The organism is Isoptericola sp. NPDC055063 (assembly GCF_053608125.1).
Window position 1 is genome coordinate 201,597 of the sequence record NZ_JBSGUW010000002.1, and the last position, 13,350, is coordinate 214,946.

General features: G+C 75.4%; 16 protein-coding genes. 8 read left to right on the forward strand and 8 right to left on the reverse strand.

What is annotated here, in order from left to right; genetic code table 11:
• Positions 1 to 120 precede the first annotated feature (120 nt).
• Together ACWF41_RS02875 and ACWF41_RS02880 are read right to left on the reverse strand one after the other, a co-directional pair.
• Positions 121 to 951: an aldo/keto reductase gene (locus ACWF41_RS02875; protein WP_380326502.1), complete on the reverse strand. Its 831-nt coding sequence runs from the start codon at positions 949 to 951 to the stop codon at positions 121 to 123.
• 44 nt (positions 952 to 995) lie between these two features.
• On the reverse strand, positions 996 to 2,195 hold the full coding sequence (locus tag ACWF41_RS02880) for an MFS transporter (protein ID WP_380326505.1): 1,200 nt from the start codon (positions 2,193 to 2,195) through the stop codon (positions 996 to 998).
• A 150-nt stretch (positions 2,196 to 2,345) separates the two neighbouring features.
• On the opposite strand from ACWF41_RS02880, the gene ACWF41_RS02885 reads away from it, so the two are divergent.
• Complete coding sequence (locus ACWF41_RS02885) at positions 2,346 to 2,792, forward strand: MarR family winged helix-turn-helix transcriptional regulator (RefSeq protein WP_380326539.1); 447 nt, start codon at positions 2,346 to 2,348, stop codon at positions 2,790 to 2,792.
• Positions 2,793 to 2,804: 12 nt separating this feature from the next.
• Here ACWF41_RS02885 and ACWF41_RS02890 read toward each other — a convergent pair whose 3' ends face one another.
• Together ACWF41_RS02890 and ACWF41_RS02895 are read right to left on the reverse strand one after the other, a co-directional pair.
• Positions 2,805 to 3,443, reverse strand: coding sequence for a transcriptional regulator (locus tag ACWF41_RS02890; RefSeq protein ID WP_380326508.1), 639 nt, complete (start codon positions 3,441 to 3,443; stop codon positions 2,805 to 2,807).
• Positions 3,440 to 3,910: a DNA-binding protein gene (locus ACWF41_RS02895; protein ID WP_380326511.1), complete on the reverse strand. Its 471-nt coding sequence runs from the start codon at positions 3,908 to 3,910 to the stop codon at positions 3,440 to 3,442. The genes ACWF41_RS02890 and ACWF41_RS02895 overlap by 4 nt, the downstream gene beginning before the upstream one ends.
• A 67-nt stretch (positions 3,911 to 3,977) precedes the next feature.
• Here ACWF41_RS02895 and ACWF41_RS02900 point away from each other — a divergent pair, with 67 nt between their 5' ends.
• Genes ACWF41_RS02900 through ACWF41_RS02920 form a run of 5 tightly spaced genes read left to right on the forward strand, consistent with a single transcriptional unit; the run spans position 3,978 to position 8,287 of the window.
• On the forward strand, positions 3,978 to 4,478 hold the full coding sequence (locus ACWF41_RS02900) for a hypothetical protein (protein ID WP_380326514.1): 501 nt from the start codon (positions 3,978 to 3,980) through the stop codon (positions 4,476 to 4,478).
• 50 nt (positions 4,479 to 4,528) lie between these two features.
• Positions 4,529 to 5,746, forward strand: coding sequence for a PEP/pyruvate-binding domain-containing protein (locus ACWF41_RS02905; protein WP_452181972.1), 1,218 nt, complete (start codon positions 4,529 to 4,531; stop codon positions 5,744 to 5,746).
• A 54-nt stretch (positions 5,747 to 5,800) separates the two neighbouring features.
• Positions 5,801 to 6,955, forward strand: a complete 1,155-nt coding sequence (locus ACWF41_RS02910) for an RDD family protein (protein WP_380322361.1) — start codon at positions 5,801 to 5,803, stop codon at positions 6,953 to 6,955.
• Positions 6,952 to 7,581 carry an SRPBCC family protein gene (locus ACWF41_RS02915; protein ID WP_380322358.1) on the forward strand — a complete coding sequence of 210 codons (630 nt, stop codon included), beginning with the start codon at positions 6,952 to 6,954 and terminating at the stop codon, positions 7,579 to 7,581. The genes ACWF41_RS02910 and ACWF41_RS02915 overlap by 4 nt, the downstream gene beginning before the upstream one ends.
• 10 nt (positions 7,582 to 7,591) lie before the next feature.
• Positions 7,592 to 8,287 (forward strand): DUF4166 domain-containing protein, encoded by a 696-nt coding sequence (locus tag ACWF41_RS02920; RefSeq protein WP_380322355.1) that lies wholly within the window; start codon positions 7,592 to 7,594, stop codon positions 8,285 to 8,287.
• A gap of 28 nt (positions 8,288 to 8,315) precedes the next feature.
• Here the strand turns inward: ACWF41_RS02920 and ACWF41_RS02925 are convergent, their stop codons facing one another.
• Both ACWF41_RS02925 and ACWF41_RS02930 read right to left on the reverse strand, forming a co-directional pair.
• The gene (locus ACWF41_RS02925) at positions 8,316 to 8,810 is read right to left on the reverse strand and encodes a pyridoxamine 5'-phosphate oxidase family protein (protein WP_380322352.1); all 495 of its coding nucleotides are present in this window, start codon (positions 8,808 to 8,810) and stop codon (positions 8,316 to 8,318) included.
• Positions 8,811 to 8,879: 69 nt separating this feature from the next.
• Entirely contained in the window at positions 8,880 to 9,545 is a 666-nt protein-coding gene (locus tag ACWF41_RS02930; protein ID WP_380322349.1) for a DUF4097 family beta strand repeat-containing protein, read from the reverse strand.
• Between the two features lie 227 nt (positions 9,546 to 9,772).
• Between ACWF41_RS02930 and ACWF41_RS02935 the strand changes: the two genes are divergently transcribed.
• Positions 9,773 to 10,498, forward strand: coding sequence for a MarR family transcriptional regulator (locus ACWF41_RS02935; protein WP_380322346.1), 726 nt, complete (start codon positions 9,773 to 9,775; stop codon positions 10,496 to 10,498).
• On the opposite strand, the gene ACWF41_RS02940 is transcribed toward ACWF41_RS02935, so the two are convergent.
• On the reverse strand, positions 10,495 to 11,010 hold the full coding sequence (locus tag ACWF41_RS02940; RefSeq protein ID WP_380322343.1) for an LURP-one-related/scramblase family protein: 516 nt from the start codon (positions 11,008 to 11,010) through the stop codon (positions 10,495 to 10,497). The genes ACWF41_RS02935 and ACWF41_RS02940 overlap by 4 nt on opposite strands.
• A gap of 106 nt (positions 11,011 to 11,116) precedes the next feature.
• Between ACWF41_RS02940 and ACWF41_RS02945 the strand changes: the two genes are divergently transcribed.
• The gene (locus ACWF41_RS02945) at positions 11,117 to 12,184 is read left to right on the forward strand and encodes a YihY/virulence factor BrkB family protein (protein ID WP_380322340.1); all 1,068 of its coding nucleotides are present in this window, start codon (positions 11,117 to 11,119) and stop codon (positions 12,182 to 12,184) included.
• A 12-nt stretch (positions 12,185 to 12,196) separates the two neighbouring features.
• On the opposite strand, the gene ACWF41_RS02950 is transcribed toward ACWF41_RS02945, so the two are convergent.
• Positions 12,197 to 13,345, reverse strand: coding sequence for a VanZ family protein (locus tag ACWF41_RS02950; protein WP_380322337.1), 1,149 nt, complete (start codon positions 13,343 to 13,345; stop codon positions 12,197 to 12,199).
• Positions 13,346 to 13,350: the final 5 nt, after the last annotated feature.

A 13,350-nucleotide genomic window follows, 5' to 3' on the forward strand; every position in this document is an offset into this window, starting at 1 on the left:
CCGTCGTGTTGTCCCTCCCCTCCCCCCCCCTCTCCCTTTTTCTTCCTCCTCCTTCCCCCCCCCCCCCCAAACCAAACCCCCCCCCCCCCCCCCCCCCACAACACTGCCTCGGACCCCGGGTCAGCCGTTGAACGCGGCCGGGTGCGGGCCGGTGCGGCCGTCGCGCTCCAGCCCGTCGATGGCGGCGAGCTCGGCGTCGGTGAGGTCGAACCTGAAGACGTCGAGGTTCGCGGCGATGCGTGCCGGCGTCACGGACTTGGGGATGACGACGCGGCCCTGCTGCAGGTGCCAGCGCAGCACCACCTGGGCCGGCGTCACGCCGTGCGCGCGGGCGGCGTCGACGACCGGTGCGTCGCCCAGGACGGCACCCTGCGCCAGCGGGCTCCACGCCTCGGTGACGGCGCCGTGGCGGGCGTTCGCCGTGACGGTCTCGCGGTTCTGCAGCGCCGGGTGCAGCTCCACCTGGTTCACGACCGGGGTGCTGCCGCCGAGGGCGGCGACGCGGTCGAGGTGCTCGGGCAGGAAGTTGGACACGCCGATCGAGCGGGCGAGGCCGGCGTCGCGGAGGTCCTCCAGGCCCTGCCAGGCGTCGAGGTAGTCGTCCGTGGCGGGGGTCGGCCAGTGGATCAGGTACAGGTCCACGTGGTCGAGGCCCAGCTTCTCCAGGCTCTCCTCGAGGCCCTCGCGGGCGGCGGCGCGGCCCAGCCTGTCCACCCACAGCTTGGTGGTGACGAACAGCTCGTCGCGGGCGACGCCCGACTCGGCCAGGGCACGGCCGACGCCGCGCTCGTTGCCGTAGACGGCGGCGGTGTCGATGCTGCGGTAGCCGGCGTCGAGCGCGGCGGCGACGGCGGCCGTCGTCTCGGCGTCGGGCACCTGGAAGACGCCGAAGCCGAGCTGGGGCATGGTGCGGCCGTCGGAGAGGGTGACGGTGGGGACGTTCGCGGTCATGAGATGGGTCCTTCCGGTGGTGCGGTACTGAGGTTCGGGGTGGGTTAGACGGCGGACGGCGCGAGCTCGTGCTCGTGCGCTGTGCCGCGGGGCCGGGCGAGCTCGCCGCCGCGGGAGCGGACGGCGACCAGCAGGACGCCGAGCCCGGCGACCGTGACGGCCGCGCCGACCCACAGGGGCGAGGTGTAGCCGAGGCCCGCGGCGAGGGCGAGACCCGCGGCCCAGGCGCCGAACGCGTTCCCGACGTTGAACGCGGCGATGTTGGCGCCGGAGCCGAGCGTGGGCGCGGCCTCGGCGTACTGCATGATGCGGGCCTGCAGCCCGGGCACCGTGGCGAAGCCGAAGCCGCCCATGAGGAGCAGCGCCACGACGGTCGCGACCTTGCTCTGCGCGGTGAGCGCGAAGAGCACGAGGACGGCGGCGAGCACGGAGATGACCGTGACGAGCGCCTTGACGAGGTTGCGGTCGGCGGCGCGGCCGCCCAGCACGTTGCCGGCGAAGAGGCCGACGCCGAAGACGACGAGCAGCCACGGGACGGCGGCGGCGCTGAAGCCGCTGACCTCGGTGAGCGTGAACGCGATGTAGCTGAACGCGCCGAACATGCCGCCGTAGCCGAGCACGGTGACGGCCATGGACAGCCACACCTGGCGGTCGCGGAAGATGCGGAACTCCGACAGCACGGAGCCGGTGGAGCGGTGCGACGTCGCGGGCACGAGCACGGCGATGCCGACCAGGCCGATCACGCCGATCACGGTGATGGCCCAGAAGGTGGCCCGCCACCCGGCCGCCTGGCCGAGGAACGTGCCCAGCGGCACGCCGGCCACGTTGGCGATGGTGAGGCCGGCGAACATCACGGAGATGGCGGCGGCGCGGCGGTTCGCGGGCACGAGGTCAGCCGCGACGACCGCCCCGATGCCGAAGAAGGCGCCGTGGCACAGGGCCGCGACGACCCGGCCGACCATCGTCATCCCGTAGCTGGGCGCGACGGCGGACAGCAGGTTGCCGGCGATGAACAGCACCATCAGGAGCATGAGCGCCCGCTTGCGCGGCACCCGGGAGAGGGCCGCGGTGAGGGCGATGCCGCCGACGGCGACGGACAGGGCGTAGCCGGAGATGAGGTAGCCGGCCACCGTCTCGGTGACGCCGAAGTCGGCGGCCACCTCCGGCAGCAGGCCCATGATGACGAACTCGGTGAGTCCGATGCCGAAGCCCCCGAGGGCGAGGGCGTACAGCGCGGCAGGCATCCGAGGCCTCCAGGATCGGGAACGGGAACGTTGCGTGTGCAGTAGTTGCACGCGCAACGTTCTAGATAGTTGCACACGCGCTATATGCGCGCAAGGCGCTATGCTGTGATCCGGACGACGGGCCCGCACGAGGCCCCCGAGGAGGCCGACATGGGTATCGCCGACGACGCCGTCGAGATCCGCGCGCGCGGCTGGCGCACGCTCGCCGCGCTGCACGGGCTGATCGAGACGGACCTGGAGCGCGCGCTGCAGAAGGAGCACCAGCTCTCCGTGGTGGAGTTCACCGTGCTCGACGCGCTGAGCCGCCAGGACGGCTGGCACATGCGCATGCAGCAGCTCGCCCGCGCCGCCGCCCTGTCCAGCAGCGCCACGACGCGCCTCGTCACGCGCCTCGAGGACCGCGGCCTGCTCACGCGCATCCTGTGCGCCGACGACCGCCGCGGCATCTACACCGAGCTCACGCCCGCCGGCCGCAAGCTCCTCGAGGCCGCCCGGCCCACCCACGACCGCGCCCTCGAGGACGCGCTCACCCGCGCCGAGGACATCCCCGAGATCGCCCCGCTCGCCGCGTCCCTGCACGAGGTCGCCACGGTCTGAGGCGGGGCCGGTTCACGCTCCCCGCGGAACACCCGCCGTCGCGAGCAGGTCCTCGTGCAGCTCCATCCACACCCCGTGGACGGACGCGCCGCCGATGCCGGCCACGCGTGAGCCGTCGCCGGCGCGGGCCGCCGCGAGCGCGTCGTCGAGCCTGCCGGCGTAGCCGCCGAACCGGTCGAGCTCCGTCGCCAGCCCGGCGAGCAGGGGGCGCACCTCGGCGACGACGGCCGCCAGCTCGTCGAGCGCGCGCGCGTCCCAGGCGGCGTCGCGGTGGTCGTTGACGTCCAGCCGCCCGCCGTCGCCGGGCCGCAGCTGCCAGTCCGTGCAGGCCTGCAGCAGCCGGGAGTTGAGCGGGTCGAAGGCCGGGAGCGCCGCGCGCACGACGGCGTCCGCGCGCCCGGTCGGGTCGGCGGCGAGCTCCGCCGCGAGGCGGCGCTCCCCCTCCGCCCGCCCGCGCTCGGTGAGCGACCAGGCGCCCGTCCCCGCGAACTCGGACCAGGTGACGCACCCGAACGCCTCCAGGTCCAGGAGGAGGTCGCGCGCGACGTCGGCGGGGAGCCCGGCGCGCTCCGCCACGGCGGCGTCGTCCGCGGCACCCCGCACGCGCACGGCGTGCAGGACGAGGAGCTCCGGGTCGGACGGCCGGCTCACGCCGCGGCCCCGCCGTCGCCGCCCGCCCCGCCGGAGCCTGCCCCACCCGACCGCGAGACGAGGCGGTCGAGCCGCTGCTGCACCGCCTGCGGCGAGCCCAGCCCCATCGCCCCCGCCATCCGGGCCCACGTGTGACCGGCGGCGCGCGCGGCGAACAGGGCCGCCGTCTCGAGCTGCCCCGCCTCGGCCCGCGCGGCGGGCACCAGCGCGAGGGCCGCGAGCGCCCCGGCGGCGTCCTCCTCGGGGGTCAGCCCGCCGCCCGCCGAGCGCCACAGATAGTGCCGCACCAGGTCCGTCGCCGACGGCGGCACGCCGGCCGGCTGCCACGGCCGCGCGGCCAGCCGGTCCGCGCCGAGGGCGAGCAGCGTGCGCCGGGCACGCGCCTCCGCGTCGGCGGCACCCTGGTCGACCTCGTGGTCCGCGGCACGACCGGTGGCGCGGTCGTCCGGGCGGGGCTTGCGTTCCATCCCGCGACCGTGCACCATCAACGAACCGTTGTCAACGCAATGTTGAACCCCGAGGAAGGACCGGCCCGTGGCGCGCGACAGGCGAACCCCCGTGGAGGCCTGGGCGGCCGAGGAGCGCCGCCTCCTCGACCGGGCCCCCGCCTTCCGGGCCGCGGTCGACCGGATCGTGGACCGGGCGCTCGACGACGTCGCCGCGGCGCAGGCGCGGGACGACGGCGAGGACAAGACCAGCAGCACGGAGGCCGCCTTCACGGGCGCGCGGGCACGCCTGCGACGGGCTCGGCGCAGGCACCGCCGAGAGCTGGCGCCGCTCGACCTCGCCCCGTGGCAGCGGCTGGCGGCGGACGTCGTGCGGCCCGTCGGCGCCTCGGGCGTCACGACGGACGCCCGCCTCACCGCGCGGAGGGCGGTCTCGTGGTGGCTGCCCACCGGCCTGGGCGCCGCGACCCTCGCGGGCCTGGACCCGTACTCCGGCCACGTGCAGGCCCGCGCCCGCGTGCTCGCCGAGGAGCGCACGGCCCGCCGGCAGGCGCGGCGCGGGCGCGGCCCGGCGGACCCGGACGCCTAGCGCCCCAGCCGACCGCACGACTCCTGTTCGACGACGCACGGAGGTGGGCGATGCCCGGGACGATCCCGCTCGACGGCGCAGCGCCCGCGCACGGCGGCAAGGCCGCGACCCTCGGCCGGCTGCGCCGCGCCGGCCTGCCGGTGCCGGACGGCTTCGTCGTCCCCGCCTCGCTCGAGGGCCCCGACCTGCGCGCCGCCGTCGACGGCGGGCTCGACGGCCTCGGGCGGCACGAGCCCGTGGCGGTGCGGTCGTCGGCGGCGGACGAGGACGGCACGCACGCGTCGGCGGCCGGCCAGTACGAGACGGTGCTCGGCGCGGTCGGCGCGGGCGACGTCGTGCGGGCCGTCGCCTCCTGCCGCGCGTCGGCGGCCGGTCCGCGGGCCACCGCGTACCGGGCGGCGACGGGAGGGGCCTGTGCAGCGGCCGGCGTCGCGGTGGCCGTCGTCGTCCAGCGCCTGGTCGACGCCCGCGCGGCGGGCGTGCTGTTCACGGGCGCACCGTTGACGGGCGGCGGACGCACGACGGTCGAGGCCTCGTGGGGGCTGGGCGAGAGCGTGGTGCAGGGCGCCGTCGACCCGGACCGGTGGACGGTCGCCGCCGGGCGCGTCGTCGAGCGGCGCACGGGGACCAAGCGCACCCGGGTGGACCGCTCCCCCGCCGAGGTCACGACCAGCGAGGTCCCCGCCGCCGACCGGGGCCGGCCCTGCCTCGACGACGCGACGGTACTGCGCGTCGTCGCGCTGGGCGAACGGGTCGCGCGCCTGCTCGGCGGCCCGCAGGACGTGGAGTGGGCGGTGGACGACGACGGCGCCGTCTGGCTGCTGCAGGCCCGCCCGGTCACGGCCGCCCTCCCCGCCGGTCGTTGTGAGCGGGCGTTTGGCCCCGACTCAAGGGCGGAACAGGGCCAAACGCCCGCTCACAACGACAAGGTGGCGGTGCTGCGGGGCACGGGCGCGAGCAGCGGGCGGGCGACGGGGCCCGCGCGCGTGGTGCGCGGGCCGGACGACTTCGCCGCCGTCCGCCCCGGCGACGTGCTGGTGTGCCGCGAGACGGACCCGGCATGGACGCCGCTGTTCGGCGTCGTCGCGGCGGTCGTCACGGAGACGGGCGGGCTGCTGTCGCACGCGGCGATCGTCGCGCGCGAGCTGCGGCTGCCCGCTGTGCTGGGCGTGCCCGGCGCGACCGACGCGCTCCGCGGCGCCGGGACCCTCGTCGTCGACGGCGAGGCCGGCACCGTGGTCGCCACGGGCGTCGCCACGCCCCGCTGAGCGCGGGTTGGGCACACCGTGGACGCGGGCGCGCCGGCGTGGAAGCATCCGGCCATGACGTCGACGGTGCGTGCCGGGTCCCCGCCCCCGGGCGCGTTCCCGCCCCCGGCCGCGTTCCCGCCGTTGAACGACGACCTCGGGCCGTTCACCGACGACCGGCCGCGGGCCCCCTGGGGGCTGCGCGTCCTCGCGACCCTGCTCGACTCGGCGCTCGTCGCCTTCGTCGCGTTCCTCGGCACCGGCGACTCGCCGCCGTTCGGCACGCTCCCCGCCGTCGGCCCGTCCGGTGACCCCGTCGACGAGACGACGACGCTCTGGGTGGCCGGGACGCTGCTCGTGCTCGGCGTCCTCCAGGCGTACACGGGCATGACGCCGGGCAAGCGGGTCGCGGGCATCTCCGTGGTCGACGACCGCTCGGGACGGCCGATCGGGCTGCCCGGCACGATCGTGCGCTGGTTCGCGCACGTGCTCGACGCGATCCTGCTGATCGGCTATGTCCGCGCCGCGTTCCACCGCGAGGGCCGCACGTTCGCCGACTCGCTGCTCGGCACCGTCGCCGTCCGCAGCACCACGCCCGAGCCGCACCCGCTCGTCGCCCGCCTCCGTGCGGCCCGCGACGCCCACGCGCCGTGGCTGCGCTGGCCCCGGCGGGTCACGGGCGCCGTCGCCCTCGTGGTGTGCGCGGCGGCCGCGGCCGCGAGCGTCATGACCGGCAGCGGCGGGGGCGAGCAGATGTCCGAGCACGAGACGTCGTGCGCCAGCACGGGCCCGTCGGCCGCGACGGCGGTCTTCGGCAGCGCTCGCACCGTCCACGAGGTCTCCCGGCTCGGTATCACCCGCACCACGACGACCACCTGGCGGGTCGCGGTGGGCTGGTCCGCCGGGCTCGGTCTCGACGGCGCTGACAACCCCGCCGTCGACGCCACGACGGTCCGCCTGTCCGTGTCCACCCCCGGCGGCCCGACGTACGACTCCCTGGACGCCGTCGACGGCGACCCGGACGGCTACCCGGAAGGCGCGGAGACGGACGACGCCGGCGACGGCCTCTGGTGGTCTCTCCCGGACCTGGTCGCGTCGACCGAGCTCACGGCGTCCCAGGACGTCACCGGCTGGACGGCGCACACGGCGCTCGTGGCCGACGACGGGACGGTGCTCGCCGAGTGCTCCGCCCCCGTGCCGGCCCTCGACACGGAGCCCGAAGACCTGTGACCGGGCGAGGCATCTACGTCGAGGCGCGGATCGCCGCGCCGCCGGAGACGGTCTGGACGCTGACCCAGGACCCGGAGCAGCACGTGCGGTGGGACGTCCGGTTCTCGCGCATCGTGCCGACCACGCCCACCTCCGGCGGCGCGACCCGCTTCACCTACACGCGGCGCACCCCGGTCGGGACCGTGGCGGGCGACGGCGTGAGCGTCGGCGAGTCGAGCCGCCCGGACGGCACACGCACGTCGGCGCTGCGGTTCGCCACCGCCGACCGCCGCTCCCCCATCCGCGCGGGCCGCGGCTACTGGCGGTACGTGCCGGACGGCGACGGCACCCGCTTCGTCACGGGCTACGACTACGCGCCGGGCTGGGGCCGCCTGCTCGACCGCGCGGCGCGGCCGCTGCTCGGCTGGGCCACCGCCTGGAGCTTCGACCGCCTGCGCCTGTGGGCCGAGGACGGCGTCGAGCCGGAGCGCTGGCCGCTGCGCAGCGTGCTGTGGTTCTGGCGCGCGGACCGGCCGCGCGCCGCCCGCTGCCGGCGCGCGCCGGAGCACGGCCGCCGCCACGACGACCACCTGCGCGACGCCCCCCGCACCCTCGACGCCCTGCCCGCCCCGGAGGCCGCACCATGACGGACACACCATGACGGACACACCCGCCGGCACCGCGACCGCCTCGATCTTCCGCCGCGCCATGGGTGGCGAGTTCGGGCGCCTGCACCCGATGCTGCAGCGCCGGTTCGACGTCGGGCTGGGAAGCGGCGAGGCGTGCGTCGGCACCGGCGTCATGACGGAGATCCGGCGCGGACCGTGGTGGACCGTGCCGTTCCTGCAGGTGGGCCGGCTGCGCAACATCCTCGTGCCCGACGTGGGCACCGACGTGCCCTTCACCATCGAGAACTACCCGTACCGCGACCCCTTCGGCCGCGAGACGGTGACGTTCGTGCGGTCGTACGACATCCGCGGCCGGCGCCGCCGGTTCGACGCGACGATGATCGACGTCGGCGGGAAGGTCGTGGACTACCTCGGCACGCACCAGCACCTCGCGGTCGACCTCGACCTGCACGCCGACGACGACGGCGCGCTGGTGCTCACGTCCGACGCGCAGCGGTTCTACGAGGGCCCGGTCGGCTTCCGCTTCCCGATGCTGTTCAGCGGCCGCGCGCTGCTGCGCGAGCGGTACGACGACGCGGCCGAACGGTTCGAGGTGGACCTGCGCGTCACGAACCACCGCTTCGGCTTCCTCTTCGGCTACCGCGGCTGGTTCACCTGCACCTGGGAGCCCGCGACGGACGCGCCCGACCGTCTCAGGCCCGTGCGGCACGAGCGCCGCACCTGACCCGGGCGCGGCACGTCGCCGTGCGCCGTCAGGGCCGGAAGCTGGTCTGCCCGTGCGGGGACTTGGCGAACGCGAGCACCTTGTCGGGCACGACGCGGTAGACGAGGGCGCGCTGGCCGTGCGGGTCGAACGACTCGTCGTCGTTCTCGAAGTCCCAGGCGTCGCCGTACTTGCCGCGGAAGCCGTCGGCGAGGCGGCGCAGCTCGGGGCCGCCGGTCGCACGCTCGGCCGCGCCCTCGACGACGACGTCGAGGCCGTCGTCCCACGCCTCCGACCCGATGGTGACCGCGACCTGCGGGGCGTGGGCGAGGTTGCGGGCCTTCTGCTCGTCGGGGCCGGTGCAGAACACGAACGTCCCGTCGGTCCACAGCCCTACCAGCGGGGTGACGTGCGGGCGGCCGTCGGCGCGCACCGTCGTGAGGCGGTAGAGGGTGGCGTCAGCGAGCGCGGCGTCGACCTCGTCCCACGGGGTCGGGGCGGTGGCCTCGCTGAAGCGGGCGTCGAGGATTCCGGTGGGGGTCATGACGAACAGACCGGCCGGGGCGACGAGACTCGTCGCTCCGGCCGGTCCTGGTGCCGCGCGGCACAGATCTCAGAGGCTGTGGGCGGAGATGTCGCCCATCGCCGTGGTGGCGCGGATCTGCAGCGCGACGTCGCCGCCGGTGTTCGCGAGCGCGTTGCGCACGCGGCCGAGGGCGGTGCCCGAGTCGAGCGACGCGGTGACGCCGGCCGCGGCGCCGACGGAGACGTCGCCCAGCTGGGTGGCGAGTTCGAGCGCACCCTGCGTGGCCTCGTCGACGCGGATGTCGCCCTTCGCGGTGCGCAGCGTCGAGGAGCCGGTGAGGCGGCCGACCGTGATGCTGCCGGCCTGCGTGCCGAGCCGGGCGGTGGCGGCCTCGTCGATCTTGATGTCGCCGTGCGCGGTCTCGACGACGACCTCGCCGAGGCGCCCGACGCCGCGGACCTCCGCGCTGGCGGCCTTCGCCTCGAGGCGGGAGCCGGTGGGCAGCTGCAGCGTGACGTCCACGAAGCCGGTGCTGCCGAGGGCGCGGTGCTCGACGGGGGTGGTGACGCGCAGGACGCCGCCGGTGAAGTCGACGGTGGTGCGCTCCGCGGCCTCGACGTCGCGGCTCTTCGACGGGTTGGCCGGGCGGACGTCGACGGAGGCGTCGGCGCGCTCGGCGGCGACGACGGTCAGCCGGCCGGCGGGGAGGTCGACGACGGCGGTGGCGGGGGTGGTGGTCTCGAAGGTCTGCATCGCGCTCAGCTCCTGTGGTGATCCGTGCTCTCTTTCTGACTAGGGAAACGCTACGTTGCGTTCGCATGTTCGGCAAGAGCATTCATTGCACCGAACATCCATTGCTGCAGGTCAGAACGCATGAATCGTTGCATCCGACCCGAAGAGCAACGCAACAGGTGGGCCATCAGCCGTTGCATCCGATGTAGGGTGAACGCGACGGGCACCGCGACGCCGAGGAGGACGCCATGCCGGGAGGCCGGCTCACCGCGCAGGAACGACAGCAGATCGCGCTCGGCCTCGCCGACGACCTCGCCTACGCGGAGATCGCGCGCCGGCTCGACCGGCCGACGTCGACCGTCACGCGCGAGGTGATGCGGCACGGCGGCCCCGGCGCCTACCGCGCCGACCTGGCGCACCGCAGCGCGCAGCAGGCAGCCCACCGCCGTCGCCCCGCCGCGAGCCGCAGCGCCCGCGCGACGCAGGCCCGCGCCGCCGACCCGGACGACGCGGCGCTGCGCGCGTACGAGGAGACGTTCACGACGCTCCTCATGCAGTCCGGGCTGCCCCGCATGGCCGCCGGCGTGCTCACCCTGCTCTACGTGGCGGACTCCGGCAGCCTCACCGCCGCGGAGCTCGTCGAGCGGCTGGAGGTCAGCCCGGCGTCGGTCTCCAAGGCGGTCGCGCTGCTGGAGAACCTGGGCCTCGTGCGGCGCGAGCGCGCCGAGGGGCGCCGCGAGCGCTACGCGGCCGACGGCGACGCCTGGTACCAGTCGATGCTCGCGGCCGCGGCGTCCAACGCCCGGCTCGCGGAGGTCGCGCGCCAGGGGGTCGGCGTCCTCGGCCGGGACACGCCCGCCGGCGCGCGGCTGGAGAACATGGGCCGGTTCATGGACTTCGTCGGCGAGAGCATCGCGCGCGCGGCCGAGCAGGCTCGCGACCTGGTCGCGCCGCCCGCGCGAGTCGACGACTAGCCCGGGTCGCGCTCCACCCAGCGGTCCACGGCCCACAGCATCGCGATCGCCAGACCGGGGTCGGTGCCGTCGGCGACGTCGAGCGTGTACGTGTCGCGGACCGTCACCCACTTCTGCGTGATGACCATGACCGGCGCTCCCCCGGCGGTGACCGTGTACTCCTTCTCGATGACGTTGCCCTGCAGCTCCCACGGCGGCCCGTCGGGGCGGTGGAGCGTCATCTTCGAGCGGATCGGCGAGAACAGCTTGCCGTGCAGCTCCGCCAGCACCGTGCCCGCGGCGTCGGTGATGGTCATGCGCTTCGGGAGGTTGATGACGCGGCCCGTCACCCGGTAGACGACCGTCCCCGCGGCGTCGAGCACGTCGGCGCGCTCGCGCGGACCGAGCTTGCCGTCGACGAGGAAGGCGTCGGCGCCGTCGAGGTCCGTGACGCGGAAGTCGCGCCCGACGGACACGACCTTCGCCTTCACGACGTACCGCGTCCAGCCGGCCGGGGGCGGTGGGAGTGCCATGCCGACCAGGATGCCCCACGGCCCCCGGGTGCGCCCGGGGTCGCGCGAGGTGCGTTTGCGGGCATGACCAGGCCCGACGAGCCTGGAGGTGACCGAGGAGGCCAGCATGACCGAGACGGGCGAGCAGCAGACCGGTGCCGACGGCGGCGTCCCCGACACCCCACGCGCGCCGTCCGACGCGCCGAAGCCGTCGTGGGGGCGGGCGCTCAAGGGCACGCTCCGGGAGTTCGGGGCCGACCAGTGCACCGACCTCGCCGCCGGGCTCACCTACTACGCCGTCCTGGCCTCCGCGCCCGCGCTCCTGGCGCTGGTGTCGCTGCTCGGGTTCGTCGGCGACGCCGAGAAGGCCCTGAACTCCGTGATGAACACCGTCTCGGAGTTCCTCCCCGAGGACATGATCGAGATCGTCAGGCCGCTCATCGCGAACGCCGTCGGCAACACCGGCGCCGGGCTCGCCCTCGTGCTCGGCCTCGTACTCGCGCTGTGGTCCGCGTCGGGGTACGTCGGCGCGTTCGGGCGCGCGATGAACCGCATCTACGACGTCGAGGAGGGGCGCCCGGTCTGGAAGCTGCGCCCCGCGATGTTCGCCGTGACGCTGGTGGTGCTGATCATCGCGGCGGTCGTCGTCGCGAGCCTGGTGCTCTCCGGGCCGATCGCCCGGTCGGTGGGTGCGGCGATCGGCCTGGGGGACGTCGCGATCACCGTGTGGAGCATCGCGAAGTGGCCTGTCGCGCTGCTGCTCGTGGTCGTCGCCGTGGCGCTCCTGTACCACTTCACCCCCAACGTGAAACGGCCGCGCTTCCGCTGGCTGAGCGTCGGCGCCGTGGTCGCCATCGTGGTGATCGGCATCGCCTCCGCGGCGTTCGGGTGGTACGTCGGCAGCAGCTTCTCCAACTACGGGTCCTACGGCATCCTCGCCACGTTCATCGTGCTGCTGCTGTGGCTGTGGATCGTCAACCTCGTGCTGCTGTTCGGGGCCGAGCTCGACGCCGAGGTGGAGCGCAGCCGCGAGCTGAACGACGGCATCGCCGCCGAGGAGTCCGTCCAGCTCCCGCCGCGCGACACGAAGGCGAGCGACAAGAAGGCCGCCAAGCGGCGCGACGCCGTCGCCGAGGACCGTGCCGTCCGCATGGCGGCCGCCCACGACGACGACGCCGGCGACGCGCGCGCCTGACGACGGCCGGCGTCAGCGGGGCGCGCGGCCGAGGGGTTCGCGCGCGTCGACCATCTGCGCGCCGGTGATCTCGCAGGCCAGGCCGCGCCGGTCGCGGGTGGCGACGACGCCGATCAGCGCGGCGAGCAGCACGCCGTTCTGCAACGCCCCGGCCCATGCGTTCGACGGGTCGCCGGGCGGCACCGCCTCGACGATCCCCAGCACCCCGTACAGGCCGAGCAGCAGGTAGCCGCGCCCGACGCGCCGCGCGAGGGTCCCACGCCGCAACCGGCCGGCGCCGTCGGGCCACCGTGGCTCCAGCCATACCGCCCGCTGGCCCAGCGACGCGCCGCTGCCCACCCACGGCGGCACGAGGAACACGACGACGGCGGGCAGCACCGTGCCGAGCAGCACGTCCGCCCAGGTCGTGGTCGAGGGCAGCTCGTGGCCGGTCGCCAGCGTCCCCACGCGGTACGCGAGCTGCAGCGCGGCGCCGAGGACGAACGCGGCGAGCAGGTCCGCGAGCATCCCGAGGATCCGGCGCCAGAACGTCACGGGTCGAGGCTCCAGCCGCGCGGCGGCGAGCTCGCGCGACTGCGGCATCCAGCGCAGCACGACGGGCGCGAGAAGCGCGCCGACCAGCCCGCCGAGCGTGTTGGCGAGGACGTCGTCGACGTCGGCCACGCGGTAGGAGCACGGGATGATGCCGAGGATGCCGGTGTACTGCACGGTCTCGACCGCCACCGACGCGGCCAGCGCGCTCAGCGTCGACGCGGCCACGCCCCAGCCGAGGTAGCGCCGCGCGAGCACGCCCCACGGCACGAAGAGCAGCACGTTGAACGCGACCTGCAGCACCGCGGCGCTGCGCAGCGTGGCCACCGCGCCCAGACCGGCGGTGTCCCGGCGGATGTCGTCGAGCGAGTGCAGCGGCGTCAGCTCCGCGCCGGAGACGCCGTGCGCGGCGCACCAGGCCACCAGGTCGCCCGACGGCAGCGGCAGCATCGTGTACGCCAGCAGCGTCACCACGTACACCGCGAGCGCCGCCGCACCCAGCACGCGCCGCGCGTCGAGCCGCCCGTACCGGCGCTGCTGCACCAGGAGCACGGGGACCAGCACCGCGAAGAATGCGGCCACCCCGAACCCGACGCCGATCACTGCCGGCCATGTCCATCGCTCCACCACGGGGC

Coding starts and splice junctions, on each gene's coding strand:
- ACWF41_RS02875 (WP_380326502.1), bottom strand. CDS start 951: ATGACCGCGAACGTCCCCACCGTCACCCTCTCCGACGGCCGCACCATG.
- ACWF41_RS02880 (WP_380326505.1), bottom strand. CDS start 2,195: ATGCCTGCCGCGCTGTACGCCCTCGCCCTCGGGGGCTTCGGCATCGGA.
- ACWF41_RS02885 (WP_380326539.1), top strand. CDS start 2,346: ATGGGTATCGCCGACGACGCCGTCGAGATCCGCGCGCGCGGCTGGCGC.
- ACWF41_RS02895 (WP_380326511.1), bottom strand. CDS start 3,910: ATGGAACGCAAGCCCCGCCCGGACGACCGCGCCACCGGTCGTGCCGCG.
- ACWF41_RS02905 (WP_452181972.1), top strand. CDS start 4,529: ATGCCCGGGACGATCCCGCTCGACGGCGCAGCGCCCGCGCACGGCGGC.
- ACWF41_RS02910 (WP_380322361.1), top strand. CDS start 5,801: ATGACGTCGACGGTGCGTGCCGGGTCCCCGCCCCCGGGCGCGTTCCCG.
- ACWF41_RS02920 (WP_380322355.1), top strand. CDS start 7,592: ATGACGGACACACCCGCCGGCACCGCGACCGCCTCGATCTTCCGCCGC.
- ACWF41_RS02925 (WP_380322352.1), bottom strand. CDS start 8,810: ATGACCCCCACCGGAATCCTCGACGCCCGCTTCAGCGAGGCCACCGCC.
- ACWF41_RS02930 (WP_380322349.1), bottom strand. CDS start 9,545: ATGCAGACCTTCGAGACCACCACCCCCGCCACCGCCGTCGTCGACCTC.
- ACWF41_RS02935 (WP_380322346.1), top strand. CDS start 9,773: ATGCCGGGAGGCCGGCTCACCGCGCAGGAACGACAGCAGATCGCGCTC.
- ACWF41_RS02940 (WP_380322343.1), bottom strand. CDS start 11,010: ATGGCACTCCCACCGCCCCCGGCCGGCTGGACGCGGTACGTCGTGAAG.
- ACWF41_RS02945 (WP_380322340.1), top strand. CDS start 11,117: ATGACCGAGACGGGCGAGCAGCAGACCGGTGCCGACGGCGGCGTCCCC.